Here is a 16625-nt window from a genome sequence, read left to right on the forward strand (position 1 = left end):
TGGGTAAGTTCCGGACATGACCAAGGCCGGAACCACCCTGGTGGCAGCGGACGCGCCCGCTCCCGCCGCACGCCTCCCCCGGCGCCGTGGCATCGAACTGGCCCTCATCGTCGTGGCGGTCCTGCTCTCCGTGTACGGCTACTGCGCGGTCGGCCTCGCCAAGAACGGCACCGTCCCGCCCGGCGCCGCCGGCTACGGGGCCGGGCTCGGCGTACTCGCGCTGGTCGCGCATCTGGCGGTGCGCCTGCGCGCCCCCTGCGCCGACCCGCTGCTGCTGCCGATCGGCGTACTGCTCAACGGCCTCGGTCTGGTCCTGATCTACCGGCTCGACCTGGAGACACCGAACGACCGGGCGGCCCCCGCCCAACTCGTGTGGTCCACGCTGGGGGTGGCCCTGTTCATCGTGGTCGTCCTCCTGCTGCGCGACCACCGCGTGCTCCAGCGCTACTCCTACGTGTGTGTCGTGGCCGCGCTCGTTCTCCTGACCCTGCCGATCTTCTTCCCGGCCGTGAACGGCGCCCGCATCTGGATCCGGATCGCCGGATTCTCCATCCAGCCCGGCGAGTTCGCCAAGGTGCTGCTCGCGGTGTTCTTCGCGGCGTACCTGGCCGCCAACCGCAGCGCGCTGGCATACACGGGCCGCCGTGTCTTCGGCGTCAACCGGCTCCAACTGCCCACCGGGCGCGTCCTCGGCCCGATCGTCGCCATCTGGCTGCTGAGCGTGGGCGTCCTGGTCCTCGAACGCGACCTGGGCACCTCGCTGTTGTTCTTCGGCCTGTTCGTGGTCCTTCTCTACGTCGCCACCGGCCGCACCGGCTGGATCGCACTCGGCCTGCTCCTCGCGGCGCTCGGTGCGGTGGCCGTCGGACAGTTGGAGCCGCATGTGCACGGCAGGGTCGAGGACTGGCAGCATCCGTTCGCGTCGATCGAGGCGGGCGAGGGCCCGAACCAGCTGTCCCAGTCGCTGTTCGCCTTCGCGGCGGGCGGCATGCTCGGCACCGGACTGGGCCTCGGCCACTCGATCCTGATCGGCTTCGCCACCAAGTCCGACTTCATCCTGGCGACGGCCGGGGAGGAGCTGGGCCTGGCGGGCCTGTCCGCGATCTTCCTCCTCTACGGCCTGCTGGTGGAGCGCGGCTACCGGGCGGGCCTCGCCCTGCGCGACCCCTTCGGCCGCCTCCTCGCGGTGGGGCTCGCCTCGATCGTGGCGCTCCAGGTGTTCGTGATCGCCGGCGGGGTGACGGGCCTGATCCCGCTGACCGGCATGGCGATGCCGTTCCTGGCGCAGGGTGGCTCGTCGGTGGTCACCAACTGGGCGATCGTGGCGCTGCTGATCCGGCTGAGCGACCGGGCACGCAGTCGCCTCGGCGTCCCCAGGAGCGAGGAGGCCCCCGTGCCGACGGAACCCGACGCCACCGCGGAGGCCGCCCGATGACCCGGCACATCCGCCACGCCGCCTTCTTCTGCGCGCTGCTGCTGATCGCGCTGCTCGTGAACGCCGCCCGCATCCAGGTCTTCGAGGCGCCGTCCTACGACGACAACATCGCCAACCGCCGCACCACGATCGCCCGTTACGGGCAGCCGCGCGGCGACATCCTGGTCGACGGCACACCGGTCACCGGCTCCCGGGACACCGGCGAGCACCTCCGCTACGAACGGACGTACGCGAACGGCCCGATGTACGCCCCCGTCACCGGCTTCGCGTCGCAGGTGTACGGCACGACCCTGCTGGAGCACACCGAGGACGGCGTCCTGTCGGGCACGAACCCGCTGCTGACGCCGTTCCCGCTGTGGAACGGCGTGGCCATCCGCGACCGCAACCCCGGCGGCGACGTCGTCACCACACTCCGCAAGGCGGCGCAGGAGGCGGCGTACGAGGGACTCGCCGGCCGCAAGGGCGCGGTGGCGGCCATCGAGCCGTCGACGGGCCGCATCCTGGCCCTGGTGTCCGCCCCGTCGTACGACCCATCCGTCCTGTCCGGGAACCGCTCGGCGGTGGCCAGGTCCTGGTCGACCCTGAACCGCGACGCCGACAAGCCGATGCTCAACCGGGCGGTGCGCAAGACGTATCCGCCGGGGTCGACCTTCAAGGTGATGACGGCAGCGGCGGCCCTGGACTCGGGCGTGGTCGAGGATCTGGACGACCGCACCGACTCCCCGGAGCCGTACACCCTCCCGGGCACCAGGACCTCGCTCACGAACGAGTCCAAGGGCTGCAGGAACGCACCGCTGCGCAAGGCCTTCGAGTGGTCGTGCAACACGGTGTTCGCCAAGCTGGGCGTCAAGGTCGGAGTGGACCGGATGGCGGCGACCGCGGGGGCCTTCGGCTTCAACGACCCGAACCTCAAGATCCCCTACTCGGTCGCCGAGAGCACCTTCGACACCAAGGTGGACAAGGCCCAGCTCGCCCTGTCGTCGATCGGCCAGTACAACACCCGCGCGACACCCCTGCAGATGGCGATGGTCGCGGCGGCCGTGGCGAACGGCGGCCAGGTACGGTCGCCGTACCTGGTGGAACGCACGACCAGGGCGGGCGGCTCCACGGTCTCGACGGCCGGATCACGCCCGATGCGGCAGGCCATGCGCCCGTCGACCGCCGTCCTCCTCAAGGAACTCATGGTGGACGTGGTACGCGAGGGCAGCGGCACGAACGCCTGGATCCCCGGCGCGACGGTGGGCGGCAAGACCGGCACGGCCCAGCACGGCCTGGGCAACTCCGGCACGCCGTACGCCTGGTTCGTCTCCTGGGCGCAGGGCGACACCGACCTGGAGCCCAAGGTCGCCGTCGCCGTGGTGGTGGAGGACGCGGACGCCGACCGGGGCGAGATCAGCGGCGGCGGGGACGCGGCGCCGATCGCGCGGGCGGTGATGGAGGCGGTACTGAAATCCCCCTCACCGCAGGACAGTTGACGCAGGCGACCGTGCCCACGTACTGAGACACCCCCTGCAACCCCGGCGCCGCCCGACCTATCGTTCGGCCCATGACGACATCAGCCGTGCAGGAAGCCGCCTACGAACTCGCCCAGGTCAACATCGCCCGCCTCAAGGCCCCGCTGGACTCACCGCAGTTGAAGGACTTCGTCGACAGCCTCGACCCGGTGAACGCCGATGCCGACGCCGCCGACGGTTTCGTGTGGCGGCTGGAGGGCGACGCGGGCGACGCGACGGACGTGAGCGTCTTCGGCGACGACTGGCTGATCATCAACATGTCGGTGTGGCGGGACACGAACGCCCTGACCGCGTACATGTACCAGGGCCGCCACCGCGAGATGCTGGCCCGCCGCCGCGAGTGGTTCGACAAGGTGCAGGAGGCGATGGTGACCCTCTGGTGGGTCCCCGCGGGCCACCGCCCGACGGTCGCGGAGGCCGAGTCCCGGCTTCTGCACCTGCGCACGAACGGCCCGACCCCCTACGCCTTCACCCTGCGCACGTCGTTCCCGCCGCAGGGGGCGAAGCCGCTGCTCGGCGAGGTGCCGGACGGCCTGGGCTGCTCGGTCTAGGAGGGGCCGGTCGGACCGGTCTCCGCCCCCGCCTCGATCGCGTCCTCGACCTCCGCCACCCGCTCCCGCTCCTCCGCCGCGAACCGCTCGGCGTCGAGCTTCTCGGCGATCTCCTCGTCCTGAGCCATCAGCAGGTCCAGATTCGAGTCCCCCATCTCGAACACCCCCATGTCCACATAGGCCTGGTCAACTACCCGCCGCTAAAGCGACGGGCTTGCACAGCGGGTGCCACTGGCTGTGGTACTGCGCTTGCATCCTGTCCCACGCCCAGGTTTGCGGGGTGGATCTGGGGCGGTTGACTGCGCCCCGCGTCGCCACAACTCTTCCGCGCGAGCACGGATGTTGCGGGAGCCGTTGCGGTCTGCGTGATCAACGAATCCGCAGGACCGGCACGCGAACCAGGCTTGCGAGACCCGGTTCGCCTTGTCGATGTGGCCGCATTCGGCGCAGGTGCGGGAGGTGTACGCCGGGTCGACGTACACCAGGGGCACTCCCGCCTTGCCGGCCTTGTAGGCGATGAACGCTCCGAGCTGGGCGAAGCTCCAGCTGGAGTGAGTGGCCCGTGGGGGCTTGCGAAGCCGTACCCGCTCGCGGATCCCTGTCAGGTCTTCCAGGGCGATTCCGCGACCGGTGCGTTCCGCCTCGGCCACCACATGTTTCGCGATCTTGTGGTTGATGTCCTTGGCCCGCCGCGCTTCCGGTTCAGGGCCCGCCCGGCCATGACCTGACCGTACGCGTCACAGGTCTTCTTGATGACGTGCTGAGCGGCCTGCGCGCTCAGAGCCCACCGCTGCTTGACCTCGGCAGGTGTGCTCGCGCAGCGCGAAATTCCGCTTCACATCCTTCTCGAACGCCACCCGGGACACCCAGGAAGCCGCCTCGTTGCAGGCACGCATGGTCGCCTCAAGTGCCGCCGCCTGCACGGGCGTCGGCAACAGCTTGACCTGTACCACCAGCTTCTTGACACCCCACCTTACGAGCGCGACCGCACAGGCGGACGACTTCCGCACACCCGCCCCACTTTCCAGCGACGAGCCGTCCAGGCGTTCGATGTCGCCCCGGGCTCTCCTCGCCCCCAGTTACAGCGACGCCCCGCATCGCCCGCGCCGACCGTCGGCACCCACCACGCGCGGTCAACAAGTCCTGCGCAAGGGATTGACGAGCTTGCTGACAGGCAGTCTCATAACAGTCGGACGACGTACCCCCGGGTAACAGAGGTGAGAGACCGATGACGACCCTGACGGAAGCCGACGCGGTCGACGGACTGCGCGACGCACTCGGCCTGCTCAAGGACCGCGAACAGGTGGCCGAGCGGCTGCTCGCCTCTTCCGCCAAGCACTCCTTCGACCCCGACAAGGAACTGGACTGGGACGCGCCCTACGAGGAGGGCAAGTGGTTCTGGCCCCCCGAGCTGGTCTCGCTCTACGACACCCCGCTGTGGAAGCGCATGAGCGAGGAACAGCGCGTCCTCCTCTCCCAGCACGAGGCGGCGGCCCTCGCCTCCCTGGGCATCTGGTTCGAGATCATCCTCATGCAGCTCCTGGTCCGCCACATCTACGACAAGGCGGCGACGAGCGCACACGTCCGCTACGCACTCACCGAGATCGAGGACGAGTGCCGCCACTCCAAGATGTTCGCCCGCCTGATCTCCCACGGCGACACACCCTGGTACCCCGTCAGCCGCGCGCACCAGAACCTGGGCCGCCTCTTCAAGACGATCTCCACCACCCCCGGCTCCTTCACGGCCACCCTCCTCGGCGAGGAGGTCCTCGACTGGATGCAGCGCCTGACCTTCCCGGACGAGCGCGTCCAGCCCCTGGTCCGAGGCGTCACCCGCATCCACGTGGTCGAGGAGGCCCGCCACGTCCGCTACGCCCGTGAGGAACTGCGCCGCCAGATGGTGACGGCCCCGAGGTGGTCCCAGGAGTTCACCCGCATCACCTCCGGCGAGTTCGCCCGCGTCTTCTCCGTGGCCTTCGTCAACCCCGAGGTCTACACGAACGTAGGCCTGGACAAGCGAGAGGCCATGGCCCAGGTCAAGGCCAGCGCCCACCGCCGCGAGGTCATGCAGACAGGCGCAAAACGCCTGACGGACTTCCTGGACGACATAGGCGTACTGCGCGGAGCGGGCCGCCGCCTGTGGAGGTCATCGGGCCTCTTGGCGTAACCACTCGGGCGCACCCTCACAGCGCGGCACCCGCGTACGGCGGCAAGGGGACGTGCCGGGGGGTGTCCGCCCGCAGCGGCGGGCGTCAAGAAACAGCACCTCTCAAGAGACAGCAACCGCCCGACCGAGGACGGACACCCCCCGGCACGGCCCCGACCCACCCACCGGCCGCAGGCGCTACGCGAACCCCCACTCACCCGCGCGGGCCGCCGCAGGCATCCCCCGCCCAACCGCCGGAGGCACCCCGCCCCACCTCCCGGCGACTACCCTGCTGGTCATGACGCCCTCGGCCCCCACCCCCGCCTACCGCCGCCTGAGCGTCGAGGAACGCCGCAGCCAGCTCCTCAACGCCGCCCTCACGCTCTTCGCCCACCGAGCCCCCGAGGACGTCTCCCTGGACGACGTGGCAGAGGCGGCCGGCGTCTCCCGCCCCCTGGTGTACCGCTACTTCCCGGGCGGCAAGCAACAGCTCTACGAGGCAGCCCTCCGCTCCGCCGCCGAAGAACTGCAGCACTGCTTCGACGAACCCCGAGAAGGCCCCCTCGTCCCCCGCCTGTCCCGCGCCCTCGACCGCTACCTGACCTTCGTCGACCAGCACGACGCCGGCTTCAGCGCCCTGCTCCAGGGCGGCAGCGTCGTGGAGACGTCCCGCACGACCGCCATCGTCGACGGCGTACGCCGCGCCGCAGCGGAGCACGTCCTTGGCCACCTGGGTGTCACCGACCCCGGCCGCCTGCTCCGCATGACCGTACGGATGTGGATCACCGCGGTCGAGGCGGCCTCCCTGATCTGGCTGGACGAGGGCAAGCAGCCCCCCGTGGATGAGCTACGGGACTGGCTGGTGGAGCAGTTCGTGGCCGCGCTCTCCGTCACCGCGGGCCGGGACCCCCAGACCGCCGCCCTGACCGAGAAGCTGGCGGAACAGCAGACCGAGCAGCCGACCGCGGATAGCTGAGACTGGTGCCGTGAAGAGCGAAGACACCCCCTTCGAGGGCGGCCCCATGGACGGCCGGGTCCTGCCCGTACTGCTGGGCATCACGGGCCACCCGCCCAAGACGTACCGCATCCCCGTCCCCGACCCGCACGGCGGCGAGCCCACGGTCCTCGTCTACCGCCGCGTACCCCGCACACCGGGCACCCGCACGGGCCTCTCCCAGCGCTGGAAGTACGAGTACGACCCCGAGGGCAAGCACGGCCGCCGCCTGAACTGGCCCTGGTCCAAGCCAGACACCACGCCGCAGAGCAAGCCACAAGACTCGAACGAGTGAAGTGACTGAGCCGAGCCGCGCACACCTGCCGCGCGAACCGGTTTCCCCCGCCTGATGCTCACGGTACGGAGCAGAGAGCCGCTGCGCACCGGAGGTGATGACGTGTCAGGAAGGCGAAGGCTGCTGCGTCGGGCACGCACGACAGCGGTGTCGGCGGCAACGGCGACCGCGACGATCCTCGCGTCGGCAGCCGCATCCACACCCGCGACGGCGGCGCCCGAGCCCGCACCCGACCCGCAAGAGCAGTCCACCGCACGTCTCCTGACAGGCCTTCAGCGTCTCTACCGCGAGACCGAGAAGGCGACGGAGACCTACAACGCGACCGAGGAGAAGCTCAAGAAGCAGCGCACCGAGGTCACCCGCCTGGACACCGCCCTGTCCCGCGCCCGGCTCTCCCTGCACGACAGCCGGGGCGCGACCGGCCGCCTGGCCCGCCAGCAGTACCAGAACACCACCGACATCTCCCCGTACGTGCGCCTGCTCCTGGCCCGCGACCCCCAGCACGCCCTGGACCAGGGCCACGTCATCGGCCTGCTGGCACGCGAGCGCGCCGAGACGGTCGGCCGGCTGACCGGCACGGAACACAAGGCCGACGAACTGGCCCGCAAGGCCCGCAAGGCTCTGGACCACCAACTCGTGCTGGCCGAACGCCAGAGGAAGAACAGGGACGCCGTACACAAGCGGCTCAAGAAGGTCGAGGAGCTCCTGGCGTCCCTGACCGCCGACCAGCTCACCGCCCTGGCCGCATTCGAGAAGAAGAGCATCACCAAAGCCCAAGAGGACCTCATGGCATCCGGCGAACTGGCCAAGGAGGACCACAAGCCGTCCTCCGAGGCCAACCGTGCGATCCGCTACGCCAGGAAGCAGCTCGGAAAGCCCTACAAGTGGGGCGCGGAGGGCCCGAAGTCATACGACTGCTCGGGCCTGACGTCCGAGGCCTGGGCGCACGCCGGCACCCGGATCCCCCGCACGAGCCAGGAGCAGTGGGCACAGCTCGACCGCATCCCCCTGACCGAACTGCGACCGGGTGACCTGGTCATCTACTTCCCGGACGCCACGCACGTGGCCATGTACGTCGGCAAGGGCAAGGTGATCCAGGCCCCGCGTCCCGGCGAGAAGATCAAGGTCTCCCCGATCGCGTCGAACCCGCTCCTGGGGGCGGTGCGTCCCGAGGTCAGGCCCCCGAAACCTCCGCGAGATAAGCCCCGGTCTTCTCCGGCTCGTAAAAGAAGTTCTCAAAGTCGGCCGGATCATTGAACCCGTTGGCGAACCGGTCGGCGACCGGCGGCAGCTGGCCGGCCGCCCCGATGAGGTTGAGGATGTGCTCCGGCGGCGGCGCCAGCATCGCGTTCGTCCACTTGGTGACGTGCTGCGCGGTGGCCCAGTAGCGGTCGAAGGTGGCGCGCATCCACGCCTCGTCGAACTCCTTGTCCCCGTGCTCCAGGATCGAGGAGAGATAGGCGGCGGCGCACTTGGAGGCGGAGTTGGAGCCCTGCCCGGTGATCGGGTCGTTGGCCACCACGACATCGGCGACACCCAGTACGAGCCCGCCGCCGGGAAGCTTCCCGACGGGGTTGCGCACGGTCGGCGCGTACCGCCCGCTCAGCGTGCCGCCCGCGTCCGTGAGCTCGACCTTGGTCGCCCGCGCGTACTCCCAGGGCACGTACTTCTCCATGAGTTCCAGGGTCAGGGAGAGGTGCTCCGCCGGGTCCTTCACGCCGTCGAAGACGTCGAGCGGCCCGCCGGGTATGCCCTCCCAGAACAGGATGTCCGCCCGCCCGGAGGTCGTCAGGGTGGGCATGACGAACAGCTCGCCGACGCCGGGGACGAGGTTGCATCGGACGCCTTCGGTGTCCGGGTGCTCCGGACGCGGGTCCAGGCCGTGGACGTACGCCACGGCAAGCGCGCGCTGCGGCTCGCTGTACGGGGACCGCTCGGCGTCCCGCCCGAACATCTGGACGAGCTCGCCCTTGCCGGCCGACACCAGCACCAGGTCGTACGTACGGGAGAAGTAGTCGAGGTCGCCGACCGCCGCGCCATGGATGACCAGCTGGCCGCCACGCTGCGCGAACGTCTCCATCCAGCCGGCCATCTTCACCCGCTGGTCGACCGACTGCGCGAAACCGTCGAGGCGCCCCAGCCAGTCGATCGCCCGCGCCGCGGGGCCCTCGCCCCAGGATCCGGGGGCCGCCACCGAGACGCCGAGCCCCTCGATCTTCGGGGCCTGGGACTCCCAGAAGTTCAGCTGGAGATCGCGCTCGTGCTGGAGTGCCGTGTGGAACATGCACTGCGTGGACATGACCCGGCCGGCGCGGATCTCGTCCGCCGTCCGGTTGGACATCAGGGTGACCTCGTACCCGTTCGACTGGAGTCCGAGGGCGATCTGGAGTCCGGACTGGCCGGCTCCGACGACGAGTATCTTCCGCATCCGGGGTTGTTCTCCTACTCGGGGGTGACGTCCAGCGCGTGGCCGACGAGGGACAGGAGGGTCTCGATGACCGAGATCCGCCGCCGCGCGTCCATGATCATTACAGGTATGTGCGCGGGGATCGTCAATGCCTCCCGCACGTCCGCCGGCTCGAACAGCTCGCTGTCGTCGAAGTGGTTGACCGCGACGACGTACGGCAGTCCGCAGCTCTCGAAGTAGTCCAGGGCCGGGAAGCAGTCCTTCAGCCGCCGGGTGTCGGCCAGCACGACCGCGCCGATCGCACCGCGCACCAGGTCGTCCCACATGAACCAGAACCGCTGCTGGCCCGGCGTGCCGAACAGGTAGAGCACCAGGTCGTCGTCGAGCGTGATGCGGCCGAAGTCCATGGCCACGGTGGTGGTCAGCTTGCCGGGCGTCGAGGTGAGGTCGTCGGTCTCCTCGCTCGCCTCGGTCATCAGCGCCTCGGTCTGCAGGGGCGTGATCTCCGAGACGGCGGTGACCAGCGTGGTCTTGCCGACACCGAAGCCACCGGCCACGACTATCTTCGTGGCTACGGGGGCCCGGGTGCGGTCCGTCTGCCAGGGCTGTTCGGGCCCCTCTTGGCCGAGGAGCGGGGAGACACCGCGAGCGGCGTCAGAGACGACGGAGTCCACTCAGCACCCTTTCCAGCAGAGCACGGTCCGGCCGGCCCGTGCCGTGGCCGGTTCCCGTGCCGTACACCCGGATCTTTCCCTGGTCCGCGAGGTCGCTGAGGAGCACCCGGACCACACCGAGCGGCATCTTCAGCAGCGCGGCGATCTCGGCCACCGTGCGCATCCGGCGGCACAGTTCGACGATGGCCCGCAGCTCCGGCATCACCCGGGTGCTGAGGGAACCGTTCGTCAGTTCCTTGCGCTCCTGAGGGGCCTCCAGCGCCGCCACGAACGTCTCCACGAGGAGGACGTGGCCGAAGCGGGTACGGCCGCCGGTGAGCGAGTAGGGACGTACGCGGGCGGCTTTGCGATCGCCGCCGCGCACGGGGAGTTGCTGCCTGTTCTTCGGGGCGTTGCTCATCGGGTACTCCCTGCCGACTCGGCCTCTAGGGATTTCCGTAGCTCGCTGCGGAGTTCGGGGGTGAGGACGTGGCCGGCCCGGCCGACGAAGAGCGCCATGTGGTAGGCCACCACGCTCATGTCGCAGTCCGCGGAGCCGTGCACGCCGAGCAGCGAGCCGTCACTGATGGACATCACGAACAGGCTGCCCTCGTCCATCGCGACCATCGTGTGCTTCACGCCGCCGAACTGCATCAGCTTGGCGGCGCCTATGGTGAGGCTGCCGATGCCGGAGACGATGGTGGCGAGGTCGGCGGAGGAGCCCCGGGGGCCGGTGGGCCGGTCGGTCCTGGCCTCCCGGGCAGCCTCGTTGCGGGCGTGGTCCGAGGAGAGCAGGAGCAACCCGTCGGAGGAGACCACCGCGACTGACTGGATGCCCGGCACCTCCTCGACCAGATTCGTCAACAACCAGTGCAGGTTGCGGGCTTCACTGCTCAGTCCGAAGGTACTGGGCGCGGTCAACTGCTTGCCTCCTCGGCTGTGCCCCCCGTGGCTGCTTCGGTTTCCGTGCTCGGTGCCGGGTTCTGGCCCGTGTGTTCGGCGATCTCCGCCTGTACGTCTCGGTATCCGGCCGCCGCTCCCTGGCGGAATCCGCCCAGCCTCCTGCGGAGGGCGTCGGCGTCGACGCTGCCGGTCCGCTGGCGCGGGGCCTGGGCAGGGGCGGTGATCTTCGGCGTGCGCTTGGGGAGGCCCTTGTCGGTGACGACTTCGTCCGCCTCGTCGGGGACTCGTTCGTGCACCGCCTCGGCCTCGCCTTCGGCGGAGGAAGCGCCGTCGGGTGCGGGTGGCCCCTGTGGGGCGTCCTCGCCGTCGGCGGCCGCGGGTTCGACGGCTACCGGTTCGGCCGCGGCCGGCGGTTCCTCCCCCGTCGCCTGCGCCGGGATCAGCAGCTCCATCGTCGTCTCGGCGGGATGCTCCCGCTCCTGCTCGGCCTCGGGTGCCGCCGCCCGGCGTACCGGCTCCTCGGCCTCCCCGGTCTGCCGTACGGCCGTGTCGGCGTCCCCCGCCCCCCGTACCGCCCTCTCCGCCAGGGCCACCAGCGGGTCCCCGCCCTTGGGGCGGCCGGGCAGGACGTTGGAGTTGGCCTCCGCGTCGGCTCCAGGGAGGGAGAAGGTGTGGGCGCCGGTGTGGTGCGGCGTGTCCGAGGGGACCGCGGCCGGCGGGGCCGCCGCCAGCAGGCCCCCGGCAGGACCGCGACCGCCGCGACGCCGCCCTGCTTCTGCTCGCGCAGCTGGACGCGGACGCCGTGGCGGTGGGCGAGGCGGGCGACGACGTACAGGCCGAGGCCCAGGCCTTCGTCGCCCTCCTGGTCGTAGGAGTTCTCGGGGTCGAAGTCGGCGAGACGGGAGTTGAGGCGGGACATGCGCTCGCCCGTCATGCCGATGCCCTCGTCCTGGACGGAGAGCATCACCTCGCCGCTCTCCAGCAGCCAGCCGGAGATCTCGACGGGCAGGTCGGGCGGGGAGAACGACGTGGCGTTCTCCATCAGCTCGGCCAGCAGGTGGGAGAGGTCGTCGGCCGCGAAGCCCGCCACATGCGCGTGCGGGGGCAGCGCGGCGATACGGACCCGCTCGTACCGCTCGATCTCGCTGACCGCCGCCCGCACGACGTCGACCAGCGGCACCGGTCCGGCGTGCTGCTGGACGTGCTCGGTGCCGGCCAGGACGAGGAGGTTCTCGCTGTGCCGGCGCATGACCGTGGCGAAGTGGTCGAGCTTGAACAGGGTGGCGAGGCGCTCGGGGTCCTGCTCGCGCTCCTCCAGGCCCTCGATGACGGCGAGTTGACGCTCGACGAGGCCGAGGGTGCGCAGGGCCAGGTTGACGAAGGTGCTGCCGATGCTGTCGCGCAGGCGTGCCAGCTGGGCGGCGGACTCGGCGAGTTCGGTGCGCAGCTCCTCGCGGGCGTCGGCCATCTTCTGGCGCTGCCCGACGAGGTGCTTGCGGTCGGACTCCAGGGTGCCGATGCGCTCGTGGAGGGCGAGGGCGTGCGCGTGCAGGGCGTTGACGGAGTCGACGACCTGGGCGAACTCGTCCTTGCGCCCGGTGAACCTGACCGGCTCCTGAGCCGCCGGATCCTCGGCCGCCGCGAGCCGGGCGGAGCCCAGGCGCAGTACGGCGAGGGGCCGGGTGAGGCTGCGGGCCATGCCCGTGGCGACGCCCACGGCGAGCAGCATCAGGGCGCCGAGGATCGCGATCTGGATCTCCAGCGCGGTGACGTCGTCGTCGCGCAGCTGCTCCAGGGCCTTGGTGCGGCGGTCGTAGAGGGCGGACTCGACGCCGCGCATCATGTCGACGCGGGCGGAGAGGGCGGCCTCGACGCGTCCGGCGTCGGTGGCCAGGTCGCGGTCGGACAGCGCGGCCTGGTCGGTGAGGGCGGCGAGATACCGCTCGGCGGTGCCGATCTCGGGGCCGGTGACCGTGGAGTCGTACGAGGTGCGCGCGGTCTTCGGGGCCGAGCCGCGGAAGTCGGCGACGGCGGCGTCGGAGCGCAGGCGGGCCTGCTGGGCGGCGGCGCTGAGGGCGGCGCGCTGCTCGGCGTCGGCGTCCGAGGAGGTCTCGCGGGTGGCCGGGACGCCGGTGACCGGGTCGATGACGGTCTCGGTGGTGGTCGGCACGCTCAGCGCGGCGAGCAGCAGCCCCCGGGTGGCGGCGGCCTGCTGCACGGCGGAGTCCAGCTCGGCCAGCGCATAGGCGCCGGAGCCCGCGCGGGGCGGCATCTGCTCGGCCAGCTGCTCGGCGAGCCGGTGCAGTTCGGTGATCGTGACCGAGTAGGCGTTGTGCGCTTCCAGCGCGGTGCTCTTGCCGGTGAGCGCGCCCCTGCGCACGGCTGCGATGCCGTCGAGGTCGTCGTGCAGGGAAGCGGGCGCGTCGGTGTCGGCGCGTAGTTCCTCGACCTGCCGGTCGACGCGGGCGCTGCGCTGCTCGCTGGGCGCCTTGGACTTGGGGCGGCCGGCTGCGACGTACGACGTGACCTCGTCGCGCTCGTCGGCCAGGGAGTGCGCCAGGGTGAGCGCGTCCTCGGTCTGTGCGGCGAGGGTCACCAGCTCCTGGGAGTCGTGCAGTTGCCCGGAGGCGGCGACGACCGAGGGGACGCCGGCCCCGGCGATGGCGGCGGCCACGACGGCGACGGCGACGATCAGCCGGTTCCGTACGTGGGTCGAGCGCCCCTTGCCGGCGGGTGTGGCGTCGGTGGTGGTGCCGGGAGTGGGCTGTGCGCCCCCCGCGGAGGCCGTCTTCTTGCCTGAGCGACGTGGCCGCATCTTCTGCACCGGTGCTCGCATTCCTGACTCGTGATACCCATGGGTCCGGATGACGCTCCGTCAACTACCGCCGACCTCGCGTGCACCCCTTCCCCAAGCTCTCGGCATTGCTCGAGCCGGGGGTGTCCTCACCGGTCCCCGACCCTCCCAGTGCCGGTGGGCAACGGCCGCGCATCACCTGACCCGCCACCCGAAGGAGTGAACCCCGGAGGGGAGTTGGCGGGCAAGTTCCTCTGGCGCGTGGACGCCCCTTGTACGGCGGGCCGGTTGGACGTCTGGGGCAGGCGGTGGCAGTATTCGCCGCCACGTCTTCCCGGAGTGCTCCATTCCAGCCCAAATCAGACGCCTGACCTGCGCGACTGCACTCATTCAGCATCTCCTGCGACCCCTTGGTGACCCTTGTGAAGGGCTCGTGCAGACTGGCCGAATGCGAACAGAGCTTGTTTCGGAGCCCGGCGATCCGGCCCGCCCCAACGAGGACTTCGCGAGCGTCGGCCTCCCCGCCTCGGGACAGGGCGGCGTACTGGTGGTCCTGGACGGAGTGACCCCTCCGAGGGGCGAGACGGGCTGTCTGCACTCCGTCCCCTGGTTCACCGCACGGCTCGGCGGAGCCCTGACCGAACTGACCGTTTCACTCCCCGATGTTCCGCTCGCCGAGGCCCTGGCGCGTGCAATCGCACGGACCGCTGAGGCTCACGCGCAAACCTGTGACCTTTCTCACCCGCGCACCCCACAGGCCACAGTGGTTCTGGCCCGCTGGTCGGCGGAGGCGCTGGAGTACCTGATCCTGTCCGACTCGGCCCTCCTGGTGGAGTCGGCCGACGGCGCGATCACCCCGTACCTGGACGACCGCCTGGCCCGCCTCCCCCGCGCCTCCCTGGCCACGGACGCCCTGATCGACGCCCACGTCCGCAACAAGGAGGGCGGCTTCTTCACGGTCGCCGCGGATCCGTCGGTGGCGGCACGGGCGGTGACGGGGGTCCTGCCGCGCGGCGAGGTGCTGGCGCTGGCCGCGCTGACGGACGGGGCGACCCGCTGGGTGGAGAAGTTCCGGCAGGGCGACTGGGGAGACTGCTTCACCTACGTACGCAAGGAGGGGGCGCAGGGACTGGTGGACCGGGTACGGGCGCTGGAGCGGGCCGACGCGGAGGAGCGGACGTTTCTGGGGCGCAGCAAGACGCACGACGACGCGACGGTCGTGTACGTGCAGTGGTGAGCGTCGGACACGTCGAGCACGTCGAGCACGTCGAGCCGTGAGCGTCGGACACGCGGAGACGTGAGCGTCGGGGCCGCACGCGCCGCGGGGACTACTTCTCCATCCCCCGGTTCAACTGGTTCAGCAGCCGCGCCAGCTCCGCGACCTCGTGCCGGTCCCAGTGGGAGAGCTGCGCGACGTAGCGCTCCCGCCGCGCCTCGCGCACCTTGGCGACCCGGCCACGCCCCTCCTCCGTGAGGTGCACCAGCCACGCCCGTCCGTCGGCGGGGTCGGGCTCGCGGGCGACCAGGCCGAGGTCCTCCAGGGCGCGCAGCTGGCGGGACATGGTGGCCTTGCCGACACCGATGTACGCGGCGAGTTCGGTGGCCCGCAGCCGCCCGGACTCATCCAGACGGACCAACAGGCCGTACGCCGCCGACTCCAGGTCCGGATGGACCTCGCGGGCCATCTCGCCCTGCTTGGCCCGGGCGCGCCGGAACAGCACCGTCAACTCGCGTTCCAGATCGAGGAACTCGGGCCGGCCCGGACCGCCACCGGACACTCCTTCGGCGGAGGCGCCCCGGGATTCAACTCGCGGCCCGTCGCCGTTTCCGTCTTCGTGCACGTCAGCCCCTGCCTAGAGTTTCCCGGTCCTGAAAGTTTCCGCCGGCCGCCGTGATTGCCGCAGCTCCGCCAGTATTTCGCAGGAGTGGACCAACGGCAGCCTCCGGACCCCCTTCCACCTGCTCTTCTGCGCGCCTAGCGTCTGTGCCGGGGCCGTGCACCAGGGCCCGACCGGCATGCGCACGTCACAGACACGCGCGCTTCCCCACCGAGCGTCACCGAGCCTTCGGAGGCACGCTAATGCCCGTGCACAGACCCGAACCGCTCCGCCGCCGGCGCCCGCACCTCGCCGGGCTCCTGCTCGCCGCCGTCCTCTCCCTACTCCTCGCCACCCATCCCTCCCCCGCCACCGCCGACGACACCCCGCCCCGCGGCTCCGCGTACATGGGCATGGGCGTCCTGGCCCACGACGGCGAGGAGACCCTCCCCGCCGATGTCCTGGCCACCCAGACAGAAGGCGTGGACGTCTCCAGCCACCAGGGCGACGTCGCCTGGCCGACCCTGTGGAACAGCGGGGTCAAGTGGGCCTACGTGAAGGCCACCGAGGGGACCTACTACACCAACCCCTACTTCGCCCAGCAGTACAACGGCTCCTACAACGTCGGCATGATCCGCGGCGCCTACCACTTCGCCACCCCGGACACCACCAATGGAGCCACCCAGGCCAACTACTTCGTCGACCACGGCGGCGGCTGGTCCCGCGACGGCAGGACCCTGCCGGGCGCCCTCGACATCGAGTGGAACCCGTACGGCGACGCCTGCTACGGCAAGACCCCGGCCGCGATGGTCACCTGGATCCGCGACTTCGTGACCCAGTACAAGGCCCGCACCGGCCGCGACCCCGTCATCTACACGGCCACCAGCTGGTGGAAGCAGTGCACCGGCAACCACAGCGGCTTCGCCTCCGCCAATCCGCTGTGGATCGCGCGGTACGCCGCCGCCGTGGGCGAACTCCCGGCCGGCTGGAGCTACTACACCATGTGGCAGTACACGTCCTCCGGGCCGACCGTCGGCGACCACAACAGATTCAATGGAGCGCTGGACCGGCTCCAGGCCCTGGCCAACGGCTGAGCCACAACCACACCCCCCTCCG

The 16625-nt window shown here is 70.8% G+C and carries 14 protein-coding genes and 3 pseudogenes; 9 read left to right on the forward strand and 8 right to left on the reverse strand.

Annotation, left to right across the window (positions count from 1 at the left end; all coding sequences use genetic code 11):
• The first annotated feature begins 16 nt into the window (after window positions 1-16).
• The 3 genes from OHO27_RS13155 (at window position 17) to OHO27_RS13165 (ending at window position 3500) form a co-directional block, all read left to right on the forward strand.
• The gene (locus OHO27_RS13155; RefSeq protein ID WP_328423478.1) at window positions 17-1435 is read left to right on the forward strand and encodes an FtsW/RodA/SpoVE family cell cycle protein; all 1419 of its coding nucleotides are present in this window, start codon (window positions 17-19) and stop codon (window positions 1433-1435) included.
• A complete protein-coding gene (locus OHO27_RS13160; RefSeq protein WP_328423480.1) occupies window positions 1432-2910 on the forward strand; it encodes a penicillin-binding transpeptidase domain-containing protein in 1479 nt (492 codons plus the stop codon). Before OHO27_RS13155 ends, OHO27_RS13160 begins: the two co-directional genes overlap by 4 nt.
• A gap of 71 nt (window positions 2911-2981) precedes the next feature.
• Window positions 2982-3500 carry a DUF3291 domain-containing protein gene (locus OHO27_RS13165; RefSeq protein WP_328423482.1) on the forward strand — a complete coding sequence of 173 codons (519 nt, stop codon included), beginning with the start codon at window positions 2982-2984 and terminating at the stop codon, window positions 3498-3500.
• On the opposite strand, the pseudogene OHO27_RS13170 reads toward OHO27_RS13165, so the two are convergent.
• Together OHO27_RS13170 and OHO27_RS13175 are read right to left on the reverse strand one after the other, a co-directional pair.
• Window positions 3497-3691: pseudogene (locus tag OHO27_RS13170) on the reverse strand (aminobenzoate oxygenase); the annotation flags it as partial. The gene OHO27_RS13165 and the pseudogene OHO27_RS13170 overlap by 4 nt on opposite strands.
• Window positions 3692-3700: 9 nt before the next feature.
• Window positions 3701-4453: pseudogene (locus tag OHO27_RS13175) on the reverse strand (RNA-guided endonuclease InsQ/TnpB family protein).
• A 275-nt stretch (window positions 4454-4728) separates the two neighbouring features.
• Here OHO27_RS13175 and OHO27_RS13180 point away from each other — a divergent pair.
• From OHO27_RS13180 to OHO27_RS13195, 4 genes are all read left to right on the forward strand, one after another.
• Window positions 4729-5667 carry an AurF N-oxygenase family protein gene (locus OHO27_RS13180; protein ID WP_328423484.1) on the forward strand — a complete coding sequence of 313 codons (939 nt, stop codon included), beginning with the start codon at window positions 4729-4731 and terminating at the stop codon, window positions 5665-5667.
• Between the two features lie 277 nt (window positions 5668-5944).
• On the forward strand, window positions 5945-6622 hold the full coding sequence (locus tag OHO27_RS13185; protein WP_328423486.1) for a TetR/AcrR family transcriptional regulator: 678 nt from the start codon (window positions 5945-5947) through the stop codon (window positions 6620-6622).
• Window positions 6623-6632: 10 nt separating this feature from the next.
• Window positions 6633-6935 (forward strand): hypothetical protein, encoded by a 303-nt coding sequence (locus tag OHO27_RS13190; protein WP_328423488.1) that lies wholly within the window; start codon window positions 6633-6635, stop codon window positions 6933-6935.
• A 102-nt stretch (window positions 6936-7037) separates the two neighbouring features.
• Window positions 7038-8192: a C40 family peptidase gene (locus tag OHO27_RS13195; RefSeq protein WP_328423490.1), complete on the forward strand. Its 1155-nt coding sequence runs from the start codon at window positions 7038-7040 to the stop codon at window positions 8190-8192.
• Here the strand turns inward: OHO27_RS13195 and OHO27_RS13200 are convergent.
• The 5 genes and pseudogenes from OHO27_RS13200 to OHO27_RS13220 all read right to left on the reverse strand — a co-directional run bounded on the left by OHO27_RS13200 (window position 8110) and on the right by OHO27_RS13220 (window position 13722).
• A complete protein-coding gene (locus OHO27_RS13200) occupies window positions 8110-9363 on the reverse strand; it encodes a styrene monooxygenase/indole monooxygenase family protein (protein ID WP_328423492.1) in 1254 nt (417 codons plus the stop codon). The genes OHO27_RS13195 and OHO27_RS13200 overlap by 83 nt on opposite strands.
• Window positions 9364-9377: 14 nt before the next feature.
• Window positions 9378-10016 carry a GTP-binding protein gene (locus OHO27_RS13205; protein ID WP_328423494.1) on the reverse strand — a complete coding sequence of 213 codons (639 nt, stop codon included), beginning with the start codon at window positions 10014-10016 and terminating at the stop codon, window positions 9378-9380.
• Window positions 9997-10416, reverse strand: coding sequence for a DUF742 domain-containing protein (locus OHO27_RS13210; RefSeq protein ID WP_328423496.1), 420 nt, complete (start codon window positions 10414-10416; stop codon window positions 9997-9999). The genes OHO27_RS13205 and OHO27_RS13210 overlap by 20 nt, the downstream gene beginning before the upstream one ends.
• Window positions 10413-10916, reverse strand: coding sequence for a roadblock/LC7 domain-containing protein (locus tag OHO27_RS13215; RefSeq protein WP_328423498.1), 504 nt, complete (start codon window positions 10914-10916; stop codon window positions 10413-10415). Before OHO27_RS13215 ends, OHO27_RS13210 begins: the two co-directional genes overlap by 4 nt.
• Window positions 10913-13722, reverse strand: a pseudogene (locus tag OHO27_RS13220) (nitrate- and nitrite sensing domain-containing protein). Before OHO27_RS13220 ends, OHO27_RS13215 begins: the two are co-directional and overlap by 4 nt.
• 418 nt (window positions 13723-14140) lie before the next feature.
• On the opposite strand from OHO27_RS13220, the gene OHO27_RS13225 reads away from it, so the two are divergent.
• Window positions 14141-14929, forward strand: coding sequence for a protein phosphatase 2C domain-containing protein (locus tag OHO27_RS13225; protein WP_328423500.1), 789 nt, complete (start codon window positions 14141-14143; stop codon window positions 14927-14929).
• A gap of 91 nt (window positions 14930-15020) precedes the next feature.
• Here OHO27_RS13225 and OHO27_RS13230 read toward each other — a convergent pair whose 3' ends face one another.
• On the reverse strand, window positions 15021-15533 hold the full coding sequence (locus OHO27_RS13230) for a MarR family winged helix-turn-helix transcriptional regulator (protein WP_328423502.1): 513 nt from the start codon (window positions 15531-15533) through the stop codon (window positions 15021-15023).
• A 239-nt stretch (window positions 15534-15772) separates the two neighbouring features.
• Here OHO27_RS13230 and OHO27_RS13235 point away from each other — a divergent pair, with 239 nt between their 5' ends.
• Entirely contained in the window at window positions 15773-16603 is an 831-nt protein-coding gene (locus OHO27_RS13235) for a lysozyme (RefSeq protein WP_328423504.1), read from the forward strand.
• The last annotated feature ends 22 nt before the right edge of the window (window positions 16604-16625 follow it).

This window comes from Streptomyces sp. NBC_00443, assembly GCF_036014175.1.
Classification (GTDB): domain Bacteria; phylum Actinomycetota; class Actinomycetes; order Streptomycetales; family Streptomycetaceae; genus Streptomyces.

Coding starts and splice junctions, on each gene's coding strand:
- OHO27_RS13155 (WP_328423478.1), top strand. CDS start 17: ATGACCAAGGCCGGAACCACCCTGGTGGCAGCGGACGCGCCCGCTCCC.
- OHO27_RS13160 (WP_328423480.1), top strand. CDS start 1,432: ATGACCCGGCACATCCGCCACGCCGCCTTCTTCTGCGCGCTGCTGCTG.
- OHO27_RS13165 (WP_328423482.1), top strand. CDS start 2,982: ATGACGACATCAGCCGTGCAGGAAGCCGCCTACGAACTCGCCCAGGTC.
- OHO27_RS13180 (WP_328423484.1), top strand. CDS start 4,729: ATGACGACCCTGACGGAAGCCGACGCGGTCGACGGACTGCGCGACGCA.
- OHO27_RS13185 (WP_328423486.1), top strand. CDS start 5,945: ATGACGCCCTCGGCCCCCACCCCCGCCTACCGCCGCCTGAGCGTCGAG.
- OHO27_RS13200 (WP_328423492.1), bottom strand. CDS start 9,363: ATGCGGAAGATACTCGTCGTCGGAGCCGGCCAGTCCGGACTCCAGATC.
- OHO27_RS13210 (WP_328423496.1), bottom strand. CDS start 10,416: ATGAGCAACGCCCCGAAGAACAGGCAGCAACTCCCCGTGCGCGGCGGC.
- OHO27_RS13225 (WP_328423500.1), top strand. CDS start 14,141: ATGCGAACAGAGCTTGTTTCGGAGCCCGGCGATCCGGCCCGCCCCAAC.
- OHO27_RS13235 (WP_328423504.1), top strand. CDS start 15,773: ATGCCCGTGCACAGACCCGAACCGCTCCGCCGCCGGCGCCCGCACCTC.